Source organism: Selenomonas sp. GACV-9 (genome assembly GCA_900116485.1).
GTDB lineage: Bacteria > Bacillota > Negativicutes > Selenomonadales > Selenomonadaceae > Selenomonas_A > Selenomonas_A ruminantium_G.
In genome coordinates this window covers 647,449-660,487 of sequence record FPAX01000001.1, presented here as the reverse complement: position 1 = coordinate 660,487, position 13,039 = coordinate 647,449, and the positions used below count along the sequence as shown (strand labels likewise).

Sequence of the window (13,039 nt, the reverse complement as noted above, 5' to 3'; positions counted from 1 at the left end):
TTGGAAGAAAATGAAAAAACATCTCAAATATAAATGATAATCCTTGACAATTGCGGTTGATATGCGTTATCATACTCAAAGATAAATGATATCATTATCAGCAAAGCAATTTTGTTTCGCTGTGGGATTTTTCTGGGGAGGTTTTTGATTTGACTCTGAAAGATGGCAAAACTGGCATGACGCTGAAAATCCAGCAGATTGGCGACAGTGAGCTGAAGGAACGCCTTATGACCATGGGGCTTACGCCGGGCACGAAGGTAAAGGTCCTGCGTTCGGCACCGCTCGGTGATCCGATTGCAATCGGCGTTCGCTCGTATAATCTGGCGCTTCGCCGCGCGGATGCGGAGAAGGTTACGGTAGAGCAGGTCGGCTGAATTTGACGTGTCAATTTGACATGTCAAAAAACGATTCAGAAGTTCAAAGGAGACGATTGATACAAAATGGCAACATTAGCAGTAGCACTGACCGGTAATCCTAATACCGGTAAATCCACGATATTCAATGAACTTACGGGTGCCCGTCAGAAAATCGGTAACTGGCCGGGCGTCACGGTTGACAAGAAAGTAGGTTATACCCGCTACAAGGACCGGGCAATCTCCATCGTAGACCTGCCGGGAACGTACAGCGTCAATGCGCGTTCGCCGGAGGAAAAGATCGTCATCGATTACCTTATGAACAATAAGCTTGACCTGGTCATGGATGTCGTTGACAGCTCGAATATCGAACGTAACCTGTTCCTTACGGTTCAGCTGCTCGAGAAGGGCATTCCTCTTCTGATCGACCTCAATATGCAGGACGATGCCGAGCGCCGCGGCATCAAGATTGACTGCCGCAAGCTCGAGGATGCGCTGGGTATGCCGGTCGTCCAGACGATTGGCCGCAGCAGCAAGAGCACGAAAAAGCTGCTCGACGTATTCACTTCGACGGTCATGGCAAACTATGAGCCGAGCCAGCTTGTCAAAGATCATATCCTCAAGGTGCAGGAGATCGAGGCTAGCAGCATGCCGGCTGAGAAAAAACAGGAAGAGATCATCGAGGCGCGTTATGCGTTGATCGATCAGGTCATGGCTGAGGCAGTCACAATCAAGAACATGGGCGCCACGTTCTCAGAGAAGGTTGATCGCGTCCTGGCCAACGGTATCCTGGCATTGCCACTCTTTTTAGCTATCATGTATGCAGTTTTCCAGATTACCTTTGAGTGGATTGGCCAGCCGATTGCTGATGGTCTGGATTCGCTGATCAATGAGGATTTCCTCGATTTTGCCAAGGACTCGCTGACGGATGCCGGTGTAGCTGAGTGGATGGTTTCGCTGATCTGCGATGGCATCATTGGCGGCGTTGGTGCAGTTCTGACCTTCGTACCGTTGATCTTTGTGTTGTTCTTCTGCCTGTCCTTCCTCGATGGCACGGGCTATATGGCTCGCATCGCCTTCATCATGGACCCGATCATGCGCCGTTGCGGCCTCACGGGTAAAGGCATCATGCCGTTGATGATGGGCTTTGGCTGCGGTGTCCCGGCAGTCATGGGTGCAAGAGCGCTCGATTCGGAGAAGGACCGCATGGTCTCGATTCTCGTTACGCCGTTCCTGACTTGTGGTGCAAAACTGCCGATCATGGCTCTGTTTGCTGCGATGTTCTTCCCAGATGATGCGGCTAATGTCGTTTTCTCCATGTATATCATCGGTGTCGTCATGGCTATCGTTGCAGCCAAGGGCCTTGGCTCCACGCTGTTCAAGGACAAGGGGTCGACGTTCCTGCTGGAGCTCCCGCCGTATCGTATGCCGGATATGAAATCCGTATTGCTTGAGACCTGGGATAAAGGCAAGGGCTACCTTGTCAAAGCTGGTACGATCATCTTTGCTGCCTCGGTTCTGCTCTGGGTTATGTCTAACTACAACTTCGAAGGTCCATGCGAGATCGATGAGTCGATCCTGGCTACGCTGGGCGGCTGGATGTCGAGCCTGTTCGTCTTCCATGGTTTCTCGACCTGGGAGTCTGGTGCTGCACTGCTGTCGGGCATCATGGCCAAAGAGACGGTTGTCGCTACCATCGGTGTTCTCTATGGCGCTGCGGATGTATCGACTGAGGCAGCTGATGCTGTTGAGTCGGCAGGTACTATGCTGGAGACGGGCATGGCTACGAGTTTCACGGCTCTGTCGGCCTTTGCCTTCATGATTTTCTCCCAGCTCTACACGCCGTGTGTCACAGCCCTCGGTACGATCAAGAAAGAGGCCGGTGGCTGGAAGTGGATGGTTTTCTCGGCTGTCTACATGTTCGTCATTGCTTGGGTAGTGTCGCTGCTGGTCTATCAGGGCGGACGTCTGCTTGGTTTCTGATTGCCGAGATTTCAGATAGGAGGGATTTTTATGGCAACCTTTATCGTTGGTGCGGTTTTGGCTGTTGCGCTGTTTTTTGCCGTTCGTCATGTGTATCGTAATTTTCGTGATGGCAAGGAAGATTGCTGTGGCAGTTCCGGCGGCTCAAGCTGCAGCTGCTGCTCAGGATGCCATTCCCTGACGGAAAAGAAATAATCGGACAGCAAAAGAGCTCGGGACGAAGGATGACTTCGTTCCGAGCTCTTTTTGCCGTTTCAGGAAAGGCGGCGGTAGATTTCACTGGCGTAGATTAGTACGTTATGGGGCAGGATGGCCGTGAGGATGCGGTGCAGGAAGGACATCGCGTCTGGCGTGCAGACCTTGATATGATTGCGGGCGGCCCGCAGGGAGCGCTGGGCGACTTCGGACTGGGTGGTGGCAAGGGGCAGGCTGTGGAAGAGTCCCTGCCGGTCGGTCTTGCGCGCCTCGCTGATGAACTCCGTGTCCTTGATCCAGTAGGGGCAGACGGCTGTGACATCGATGTGCTGGGGTGCAAGCTCCTGCCCGAGGGCGCGGCTGTAGCTTAGCAAGAAGGCCTTGCTGGCTGCATAGGCTGTGAGGAAAGGGATCGGCTGGAAGGCAGCGCAGGAGCAGATCTCGAGGATATGGCTGCCAGCTGACATAAAGGGAAGCGTCAGCTGGGTCATCATGACGGCAGCCCGGCAGTTGAGGTCGATAAGGCGGGCTGTTGTCGCTGCGTCGATTTCTGAGCAGCTGCCGATGCGGCCGAAGCCAGCGGCATTGATAAGCCAGCGAACTTCAAGGCCTTTGAGGGCGGCCAGTTGTTTTTCGATGCAGGGAAAGCTGTCCATCTGGGTAAGGTCCAGCGCCAAAAGGCGGCAGGTCCTGGGGGCAAGCTCTTCCTTCAGGGCTTCAAGGCGCTCTGTACGGCGGGCGATGAGCCAAAACTCTTCGATGGATTCGTCCTGGGCAAGCTGGCGGGCGTATTCACGTCCGAGCCCGCTGGAGGCGCCAGTTATGATTGCGATATTCATGCGTTCGTTCCTTTCGTGATTTCTAATCTCCATTATAGCGTAAATTCAGCCAGAATTCAGTAAATCGTTTTAGAATTAGGACAGTTACAGCAGGAGAAATTTTTCTTTTGCCGAAGAGTAACCAGGTAAGCAGGGTACATGCTTGCCGAACAATTTCATTATGGGAGGTTACAGTATGAGGATCAGCAAAGTGAGAAACATGTCAAAGTCGTTATTCTGGGGCGACAGACCTTTACCTGAGGACTCCGAGATGAAAGGGGTGATTGAGACCGATAATGGCAGGACCGGTATCCTGCTCAGGCTCAAGGATGGACTGTATGTGCTGGGGATGGCTGGCAGCATCTCAAAACTGAATCAAGATAAAGTTCGTCGCAAGCTCAAGGAAGCATAAGACGCAAGATAGATAACGGGCCGCCTGTCATAAGACAGGCGGTTTTTGTACGGCAGAATGATTTAAGTTTTTCTGTTTTTATCCGATAATATAGATAGCACAAGGATGTGTAATAGGAGGTGCGTGATATGGATATGAGTATTGCCGCAATGTCGGTAGGCATGCATCAGGCACAGGTTGGTCAGGATTTGGGAGTCGCCGTCCTCAAGATGGCGATGGAGACGGCCGAGGCCGGTCCGGAAGAACTTCTCGAGCAGATGGAAGCAAGCCTTGACCCCAATCTCGGCGCTCTGGTTGACATTCAGGCCTAACGCAAAAGAATCCTGTCTGACGGCAGGATTCTTTTTTTGCACTTTGGGGGGTAATCGTGTAAGATAAAGGCAGGTTATATTTTAGGAGGAATCATGATGGCAACAGGTAGTGTACGGGCCGAAAAGGCTGTGGAATTCAAGCACACGAAATGCAACTGTGCCCAGGCCGTGCTGATGGCTTTTCGCGCGGAGCTCGGAAAATCTGAAGAAGAGCTGCAGGCGCTTGGTTCGGGATTTGGCAGCGGAATGGGGGGCATGGAGGCAACCTGCGGTGCACTTTGCGGAGCGACGATTGCTATGGGACTGCTGAATCAGTCAGATACGCCGGCCAAAATGATTGCCAGGGAAATGCTGCAGGAGTTCAAGGCGGCTGCCGGGGCAACCATCTGTGGCGACCTCAAGGGCATCAAGACAAAGCAGATGCTCTGCTCCTGTGATGACTGCGTGCGGTATGCCGTGGCAGCGCTCGAAAAGCATATGGACTGAATGTATGGATATCGGTACAGAGATTGTACCGGTATCCATTTTTTGTTTCTTATTCAGCAGGTTTCTTACGAATGAAAGTGGAAGATAGAAGTGAGATACAAAGTGATAATGCGTGGAGGTATATGATATGGAACAGGAGAAAAGAGCTTGGTGGAAGGAAGCAGTGATTTATCAGATTTATCCGCGGTCCTTTGCCGATAGCAATGGCGATGGGATTGGGGATTTGAATGGCATCACGGAGCATCTCGATTATCTATCCGAGCTTGGCATTGATGTTATCTGGCTGTCGCCAGTCTATCAGTCGCCGAATGATGATAATGGCTACGATATTTCGGATTATCGCGCCATCATGGCGGACTTTGGCACGATGGCTGATTTTGACCGGCTGCTTACGGAGGCGCACGCGCGCCATATCCGCATCGTCATGGATCTGGTAGCCAACCATACCTCGGATGAACATCCGTGGTTCATCGAAAGCCGTAAGTCCAAGGATAATCCTTATCGCGATTACTATATCTGGAAAGATCCGCGGGATGGTGGGGCACCGAATAAGTGGGCTTCGTGTTTCAGTGGCCCAGCCTGGCAGTATGATGAGAAAACCGGCCAGTATTACCTGCATTGTTTCAGCCGTAAGCAGCCGGATCTCAACTGGGATAATCCCAAAGTGCGCGATGAGGTGTTTGACCTGATGGACTGGTGGTGCCAGAAGGGGATTGACGGGTTCCGCATGGACGTCATTTCGATGATCAGCAAGCATCCGGATTTCCCCGATGGGCCTGTCCATGAAGACGGCTATAGCGATATGTTTGCCTATGTCTGCAACGGGCCCCATGTGCATGAGTATCTGCAGGAAATGAATCGCCGGGTGCTGTCCCGGTATGACCTGCTGACCGTCGGGGAGGCGGCTGGCGTCACGGTGGAGGAGGCCAAGAAGTATGCCAACAGCGAGGGGACAGAGCTCGGCATGGTCTTCCATTTTGAGCACACGGATGGTGCCGCCAACTCGGAGGCGGTCATCGGCAAGTGGACGAAGAACCCGCCGAAGATGCCGTATGTGCGCAAGATCCTCAACAAGTGGCAGACGGAACTGGAGGGCAAGGCATGGGGAAGTCTCTATTGGGACAATCACGACCAGCCGCGGGCGGTGTCGCGGTTCGGCAATGATGCGCCGCAGTGGCGCGTGAAGTCGGCCAAGATGCTTGCGACCGTGCTGCACATGCAGAAGGGGACGCCCTATATCTACCAAGGCGAGGAAATCGGCATGACGAATACGCATTTCCATTCCGTGGCTGACTGCGAGGATATCGAGGAGAAGAATGCCTGGCAGGAGCTCGTGGTGGAAAAAAAGCTCGTGGATGGAAAGACGCTGCTCGCCTGCTTTGATACGGTGGCCCGCGACAATGCCCGCACGCCGATGCAGTGGGACGATACGCAAAATGCCGGTTTCACGACGGGCAAGCCATGGCTGGCCCTCAATCCGAATTATACGGATATCAACGTCAAGGCGGCACTGGCAGACAAGGATTCCGTGTTTTATTATTACCAGCAGCTCATCAAGCTGCGCCATACCTACCCAATCATCGTCTATGGAAGGTTTCGGCCGCTGCTGGAGGACAGCGGGGAAATCTACGCCTATCAGCGTGAGCTTGACGGGCAGGTGCTGACGGTGGCAGCGAACTGGACGGAGCGGGAGGTTCCGTGCAATTTGCTGGATGGACTGTCGGGCAGAGAGCTCATCGCGAATTACGCAGCGCATAAAAATGGCTGGCTCCAGCCATACGAGGCGCGTGTAATCCTCACAGACAAATCTTGATATATAAGCATATATGTACATATGATGTATACATAAACAATAAGTGTACAAAAGAAAAGGTTTTCTTGCTTTCCTTTTGTCCTTGTGTTATAATCTATTCTTAATAAAGCAAGGCGTATTTCTGTGACAGTGTATCATTGCGGGCTGTTGGGGAAGGCGCAGGGAAATAGCAAAGAATCCGGGCTGCGGAATGGCAGCTCGGATTCTTTGCAAATGGGAGATAGTTTACTTTCATCAAGCAACTAATCGCAGCAATCGTTTCAGTCGGTAAGGACAGCCTGGGCTGTTTTTATAGATCCAATACCATATGCAGAAGGAGAAATGTGAATGGGAATCAAGCAAAAGTTTCTAGTGTTGTCGGGGATCATGGGGATCTTGATGGCTGTGGTGTCGATTGCGGGCTACTATATAGCCAGCTCGGACCTGGCGCAGAGTGTTGACAATGAGCTGCGCACAGTGGTGGCCAAAGAGGTGTCCGATGTGGATGGCTGGCTTATGGCCAAGCAGGCGTCGACTGCGCATACGGCTAATGTCATGACGGCGTATAATGGGGATAAGGCCAGCATGCAGACCAACGCAGCCCTGCAATCGGCATCGTCGGAGGCTGATGTCATGGGCGTCACGCTGGGCATGGAGGATAAGTATTTCGCGTCCTCTACCGGCGGTAATCTGACTGGCAAAAAAGATCCGACCCAGCGGCCCTGGTATCAGCAGGCTAGAAAGGACGATAAGGTCGAGTTCACCGATGCGTATGTCGATGCCATCACGAATAAGCTCATCATCTCAGCCATTGCGCCGGTCAAGGCCAATGGACAGTTCGTCGGGGCGGTATGTAACGATATCTCGCTGGATGCTCTTGAGGATCAGGTCAAGAACATCGAGTACCATGGCGAAGGCCAGGGAATCATCATGGAAAAGACCGGCAATATCCTTGCAACAGCTGGTCTTGGCAAGCCTATGCAGAATTTTGCTGAGGTGAATGGCTTCGGTGAGCATTTCAAGGAGATGCAGGGCAAGGAATCGGGGTATTTCACGACGAATAGTGATGGCAAGGAGGTCGTGTTTGCCTATGCGAAAGTGCCTTCGACGGAGTGGCTTATCGGTATCGCTGTACCAGAGGATTTTGTATTCGCATCGCTCAAGCATATGCGTTGGGTCTTTGGTCTCTTGACGTTCGTTGGGTTTGCGCTCATGATGTTTGTCTGCCAGTATTTTGCTCAGAAAATCACGCGCCCGATTTTGGGCCTTACCGAACATGCTGTCCAGCTGGCTGATGGCAATCTGCGCATGTCGGAACTGCCCGTTGAAAGTGCGGATGAGATCGGCCAGCTTACGCAGGCGTTCAACACGATGAACAAGAACATCCGCCAGCTGATCCAGAAGATGAGCGCGGTCGCTGAGCAGGTAGCCGCATCTTCTGAGGAGCTGACGGCCAGCGCCCAGCAGTCGGCAGAAGCTGCCAACAGTGTAGCGGTATCGGTAGGCGATGTGGCGCAGGGCGTAAGCGATCAGGCGGAAAGCGTGGACAATGCTAAAAATGTGGTGGAGGAAGTCGTAGGCCATATCGATGATGTGGCAAAAGGCATGGAGCATGTCAACGACCGCACGAACGAGACCAACGAAACAGCTACGGCAGGCAGCCAGCTTATGCAGGATGCCATGGACAAGATGGCCCTGATTGAAAAGGCCTCCCAGGAGTCGGCAGCCATCGTCTCCCAGCTGGGCAAGAACAGTGAGCAGATCGGTAAGATTGTGGAGACGATTTCGGCTATTGCTGAGCAGACGAATCTTTTGGCCCTCAATGCGGCTATCGAGGCAGCCCGGGCCGGTGAACAGGGCCGCGGCTTTACCGTTGTAGCCGAGGAAGTTCGCAAGCTGGCGGCTGAATCCCAGGAAGCTGCTGAGGATATCAAGCGCCACATCACGACGATTCAGAGCGATACGAACCAGGCAGTGGGCTCTATGGAGTCCAGCACGGAGCAGATCAAGCTTGGCACCGATGCGATTCGTGAAGTCGGCGAGCAGTTTGGCCGCATCATCGCGAAGGTTCATGACATCAAGGAAGAAGTCGAGGCTATGAACACGCGGGTACATAAGGTTTCCGACGGCGCTAGCTCCATTGTGGGTACCATGGAGGAAATCGACGAGGTCAGCAGCAAGACCGCTGCCCATACCCAGACGATTTCGGCAGCAACGGAAGAGCAGTCGGCATCCACCGAGGAAATTGCCTCGGCATCCCAGGCCCTGGCTAACATGGCGACAGAGCTGCAGGATGCTACGGCGAAATTCAAGTTCTGACAATAATTATTGATAGAAAGTATAAAAGCGTGCTATAATAAGACGTGAGATTTGTCTTTGAGGCGGGGAGCATTTCCCCACCGGCGGTATAGCCCGCGAGCCCTTGGGAGCATGATCCGGTGAGATTCCGGAGCCGACCGTATAGTCGGGATGAGAAAAGGCATGTTGTTTTTTGCATGCGATTGAGGCCAGCGAGAAGAGAAATCTTTTCGCTGGTCTTTTTGGTCTCAATCACAAACCTAAGATGAAGGAATCTGAGGTGATACGATTGCAGGATGAAGATTTTATGCGCGTAGCCCTGCAAATGGCTCGCAATGCGGAGGGGCGTACCTCGCCCAATCCCCTGGTGGGAGCCGTGATCGTAAGGGAGGGCCGCATCGTGGCGGCGGGCTGGCATCGTAAGGCCGGCACACCCCATGCGGAGGTTCATGCGCTGAATATGGCGGGAGACCTTGCGCGCGGCGCAACGCTTTACGTGACACTTGAGCCCTGTGCCCACTATGGCCGCACAGGCCCCTGTGCCAAGGCGGTGGCCGAGGCAGGTATTGCTCGGGTGGTCATTGGCATGCGGGATCCCAATCCTCTGGTGGCAGGCAAGGGCATCAAGATTTTAGAAGATGCCGGCGTCGAGGTCACCTGTGGAGTCCTCGAAGAAGAGGCTGTGGCGTTAAACGAAGTGTTCCTCAAGTGGATTACCACGAAGATGCCATTTGTGGTGCTCAAGACTGCCATGACGCTTGACGGCAAGATTGCAACGGCTGCGGGAGAGTCCCAGTGGATTACCAATGAGACTTCCCGGCGCCGGGTCCATGAGCTGCGGGATATTTATGATGGCATATTGGCTGGTACCGGCACGGTGCTGAAAGACGACCCGAGCCTTACGACGCGGATTCCGGGGCGCGAAGGGAAGAACGCCATCCGCATCATCGTCGACAGCAAGGCGCGCACGCCGCTCACGGCCAAGGTCGTGACGGATGGGGCAGCGCCGACTATTGTGGCGGTGACGGAGCAGGCACCTAAGGAGCGCGTACAGGCTTTAAAGGTTGCCGGTGCAGAGATTATCACGGCGGGCAGCGGCGAGCAGGTTGACTTAAAGCTCCTGATGGCAAAGCTTGGTGAGCGGGAAATCTGCTCAGTATTGGTGGAAGGCGGCGGCCGGGTAAATTTCTCGCTGCTGGAAGCAGGCCTGGTGGATAAAGTCCATGCCTTCATCGCCCCGAAGCTTATCGGCGGACGGGATGCGCTGACTCCGGTAGAGGGGGAAGGCTTTGCGCGACTTTCCGATGCCGTGGAGCTTAATCGGGTTACGACGGAGCCGATGAATGGCGATATTTTGCTCACAGGTTATGTGGCGCGGAGGTGAGACGTTGTTTACAGGAATCATTGAAGAGGTCGGCAAAATCCGGCGCATTGGCGGCGGGCAGCTAGCCATTGACTGCCAGAAAGTGGTGGAGGATGTGGCCTTAGGCGACAGCATCGCCGTAAACGGCGTCTGCCTTACGGTGACCTCCTTTGACAAGAATCATTTCACGGCGGATGTGATGCCCGAAACGGTGCGGCGTACGTCGCTTTCGGAGCTTTCCAAGGGCAGTCCCGTAAATCTTGAGCGGGCACTGACCCTTGCCAGCCGCTTGGGCGGCCATATCGTCAGCGGCCATATCGACGGCACTGGCGAGATTGTTTCTTTTAAAGAGGAAGGCAATGCCATCCTGATGAAGATTGCGGCAGGGGCGGAACTTTTGCGCTACATCGTGGAAAAGGGCTCGGTGGCTCTCGATGGCATCAGCCTGACGGTGGCGGCCGTAACCAATACGGATTTTACCGTGAGCCTTATCCCCCATACCCGGGAGGTCACGAATCTTGGCAGCAAGAAGGCGGGCAGCAGGATAAATATTGAAACCGATGTGCTGGGAAAATACATGGAAAAGATGCTGGCAGGGAAGGAAGGGCAGAAGAAGGCCGGCGGTCTTTCCCGGGCCTTCCTGCTGGAGAACGGTTTTTAAGTGAAGGAGAAAGATTATGGCAGATTTTGCAACAGTAGAGCAGGCCATTGAAGATATCAAGAATGGCAAAATGGTAGTGGTGGTCGACGATGAAGACCGCGAGAACGAAGGCGACCTCATCGTGGCCGCCGCTACGGTGACCCCCGAAGACGTCAACTTCATGGCCAAATACGCCAAGGGGCTCATCTGCACGCCCATTGACGGCAAGCGCCTCGATGAGCTTAACATCGGCCAGATGGTGGTCAACAATACGGATAACCATGAGACGGCGTTTACGGTTTCCATTGACGCCCATGAGACGGATACGGGTATCTCGGCTTATGAGCGTTGCCTGACCATTCGCAAGCTTTTAGACCCCAAGGCGCGTCCGTCGGATTTCCGCCGTCCGGGCCACGTGTTCCCGCTGCGCTCCGTGGAGGGCGGCGTCCTGCGCCGTGCCGGCCATACGGAGACGACCACGGACCTGGCGCGTCTGGCTGGTTTCTATCCGGCAGGCCTTTGCTGTGAAATCATGGACGACGACGGTCACATGATGCGCACGCCGAAACTCATCGAGTTCGCCAAGGAGCATGGCCTGCACATGATTACGGTACAGGCTCTCATCGAGTACCGCAAGCGTACCGAGTCCTTTGTGGAGCTGGTGGCTGATGTGGATTTCCCCAGCAAGTTCGGCCATTTCCGCATCAAGTCCTACGAGAGCAAGCTGGACGGCAAATGCCATCTGGCCATCGTCAAGGGCGACGTCAAGGGCAAAAAAGACGTGCTGGTGCGCGTCCATTCCGAGTGCCTGACGGGTGATGCGCTGGGCTCCATGCGCTGCGACTGCGGCGACCAGCTCCATGCGGCGCTGGAGAAGATCGAAAAGGCTGGCGAGGGCGTCGTGCTCTACATGCGCCAGGAAGGCCGCGGCATCGGCCTGGCCAACAAGATGCGGGCCTATGCCCTGCAGGATAAGGGCCGCGATACGGTGGAGGCCAATGTGGAGCTCGGTTTTGCACCGGATCTGCGGGATTACGGCATTGGTGCTCAGATCCTGGCGGACCTTGGCCTTACCAGCATCCGGCTGATGACGAACAATCCGGCTAAGCGGGCTGGTCTTGAGGGGTATGGTCTTACGATTACCGAGCGGGTACCGCTGATGATTCATGCCAACAAGTTCGACAAGAACTATCTGACAGTCAAAAAAGTAAAGATGGGCCATCTCTTGAACGAAGAGACGTTGAAGTAAGGTTCCTATAGGAGGTAATATATCATGGCAAATGTAATCGAAGGTTTTATTACGGCAAAAGGGCTGAAATTCGGCATCGTCGTAGCCCGTTTCAATGAGTTCATCACGAGCAAGCTTTTGAGCGGGGCGCTCGATACGCTCCATCGTCATGAGGGCAATGATGAGGACATCGATGTGGCTTGGGTGCCGGGTGCATTCGAGATTCCGGTGGTGGCCAAGAAGATGGCAGAGAGCGGCAAATACGATGCCGTCATCTGCCTCGGTGCTGTCATCCGCGGTTCGACGACCCATTACGACTACGTCTGCAATGAGGTATCCAAAGGCACGGCACAGGTTGGCATGCAGACGGGTGTGCCGACAATCTTCGGCGTCGTGACGACGGAGAACATCGAGCAGGCTGTGGAGCGCGCTGGCACGAAGGCTGGCAACAAGGGCGTCGACAGCGCTATGGCGGCTATGGAAATGGCGAACCTGCTTAAGAAAATCGGTTAATCGCGTTTAGGAAAGAAGCTGAATTTCGATGAAAATTGGTATTATCAGTGACACTCACGGCCATGAGGGGGCTTGGCAGACGGCCTTTGACAAGGCTTTCCATGATGCCGATATGATCCTGCATGCAGGGGATGTGCTCTATCATGGCCCCCGCAATCCCATGAAGGCGGACTACAATCCGGCGGGCCTCGTGGCCAAGATCAACAGCTGCCCGGTGCCGGTCATCATCGCCAAGGGCAACTGCGATTCCTCGGTGGATGCCAGCTGCCTGGAGCTGCCCGTGCAGGCACCCTATGCCTATGTGGTTTACGAGGGGCTGCGCATCATCGTCACCCATGGCGACAGCGTCATGACCGATGAGGAAAAGGACAAGATGGCGGCGCATCTGAAGGCGGATCTCTTCATCAGCGGCCATATCCATACGACGGTGCTGGAAAAGCGTGGCCAGACGGTGTTCTTGAATCCGGGCTCGGCGGCGCTCTCCAAGCGGGAAGATGGCCGCAATACCTTTGCGGTACTCGAAGACCGCACGATCCGGATCTATGATATCGATACGGATGAAGTGCTTATGCAACATACGATTTAAGGATCAGCTTCCCCCAAGGGGGAAGGTGCCCCGCAAGGGGCGGATGAGGTCAGGTGAAACC

The 13,039-nt window shown here is 54.3% G+C and carries 14 protein-coding genes and 1 riboswitch; of the genes, 13 read left to right on the top strand and 1 reads right to left on the bottom strand.

Going from position 1 to position 13,039, the window contains the following annotated elements:
* The first annotated feature begins 149 nt into the window (after positions 1-149).
* The 3 genes from BM322_RS03135 (at position 150) to BM322_RS03125 (ending at position 2,531) form a co-directional block, all read left to right on the top strand.
* Positions 150-374, top strand: coding sequence for a ferrous iron transport protein A (locus BM322_RS03135; RefSeq protein WP_075428402.1), 225 nt, complete (start codon positions 150-152; stop codon positions 372-374).
* 66 nt (positions 375-440) lie between these two features.
* Positions 441-2,336 (top strand): ferrous iron transport protein B, encoded by a 1,896-nt coding sequence (gene feoB, locus BM322_RS03130; protein ID WP_075428401.1) that lies wholly within the window; start codon positions 441-443, stop codon positions 2,334-2,336.
* A gap of 30 nt (positions 2,337-2,366) precedes the next feature.
* The gene (locus BM322_RS03125) at positions 2,367-2,531 is read left to right on the top strand and encodes a FeoB-associated Cys-rich membrane protein (RefSeq protein ID WP_075428400.1); all 165 of its coding nucleotides are present in this window, start codon (positions 2,367-2,369) and stop codon (positions 2,529-2,531) included.
* Between the two features lie 59 nt (positions 2,532-2,590).
* On the opposite strand, the gene BM322_RS03120 is transcribed toward BM322_RS03125, so the two are convergent.
* On the bottom strand, positions 2,591-3,370 hold the full coding sequence (locus tag BM322_RS03120; protein WP_075428399.1) for an SDR family oxidoreductase: 780 nt from the start codon (positions 3,368-3,370) through the stop codon (positions 2,591-2,593).
* A gap of 250 nt (positions 3,371-3,620) precedes the next feature.
* Here BM322_RS03120 and BM322_RS13510 point away from each other — a divergent pair, with 250 nt between their 5' ends.
* From BM322_RS13510 to yfcE, 10 genes are all read left to right on the top strand, one after another.
* Entirely contained in the window at positions 3,621-3,761 is a 141-nt protein-coding gene (locus BM322_RS13510; protein ID WP_177220802.1) for a hypothetical protein, read from the top strand.
* Positions 3,762-3,889: 128 nt separating this feature from the next.
* Positions 3,890-4,072: a YjfB family protein gene (locus BM322_RS03110; RefSeq protein ID WP_075428397.1), complete on the top strand. Its 183-nt coding sequence runs from the start codon at positions 3,890-3,892 to the stop codon at positions 4,070-4,072.
* A gap of 93 nt (positions 4,073-4,165) precedes the next feature.
* Positions 4,166-4,558: a C-GCAxxG-C-C family protein gene (locus BM322_RS03105; RefSeq protein ID WP_082334341.1), complete on the top strand. Its 393-nt coding sequence runs from the start codon at positions 4,166-4,168 to the stop codon at positions 4,556-4,558.
* 127 nt (positions 4,559-4,685) lie between these two features.
* Positions 4,686-6,371: an alpha-glucosidase gene (locus tag BM322_RS03100; RefSeq protein WP_075428395.1), complete on the top strand. Its 1,686-nt coding sequence runs from the start codon at positions 4,686-4,688 to the stop codon at positions 6,369-6,371.
* A gap of 327 nt (positions 6,372-6,698) precedes the next feature.
* Positions 6,699-8,669: a methyl-accepting chemotaxis protein gene (locus tag BM322_RS03095; protein WP_075428394.1), complete on the top strand. Its 1,971-nt coding sequence runs from the start codon at positions 6,699-6,701 to the stop codon at positions 8,667-8,669.
* A gap of 49 nt (positions 8,670-8,718) precedes the next feature.
* Positions 8,719-8,835, top strand: a riboswitch (FMN riboswitch).
* Positions 8,836-8,937: 102 nt separating this feature from the next.
* Positions 8,938-10,032 carry a bifunctional diaminohydroxyphosphoribosylaminopyrimidine deaminase/5-amino-6-(5-phosphoribosylamino)uracil reductase RibD gene (ribD, locus tag BM322_RS03090; protein WP_407047821.1) on the top strand — a complete coding sequence of 365 codons (1,095 nt, stop codon included), beginning with the start codon at positions 8,938-8,940 and terminating at the stop codon, positions 10,030-10,032.
* 4 nt (positions 10,033-10,036) lie between these two features.
* Positions 10,037-10,672, top strand: a complete 636-nt coding sequence (locus BM322_RS03085; protein ID WP_075428393.1) for a riboflavin synthase — start codon at positions 10,037-10,039, stop codon at positions 10,670-10,672.
* A gap of 16 nt (positions 10,673-10,688) precedes the next feature.
* Positions 10,689-11,900, top strand: coding sequence for a bifunctional 3,4-dihydroxy-2-butanone-4-phosphate synthase/GTP cyclohydrolase II (locus tag BM322_RS03080; protein WP_075428392.1), 1,212 nt, complete (start codon positions 10,689-10,691; stop codon positions 11,898-11,900).
* A 24-nt stretch (positions 11,901-11,924) separates the two neighbouring features.
* The gene (ribE, locus tag BM322_RS03075) at positions 11,925-12,392 is read left to right on the top strand and encodes a 6,7-dimethyl-8-ribityllumazine synthase (protein WP_075428391.1); all 468 of its coding nucleotides are present in this window, start codon (positions 11,925-11,927) and stop codon (positions 12,390-12,392) included.
* Positions 12,393-12,420: 28 nt separating this feature from the next.
* Positions 12,421-12,978, top strand: coding sequence for a phosphodiesterase (gene yfcE / locus BM322_RS03070; RefSeq protein ID WP_075428390.1), 558 nt, complete (start codon positions 12,421-12,423; stop codon positions 12,976-12,978).
* The last annotated feature ends 61 nt before the right edge of the window (positions 12,979-13,039 follow it).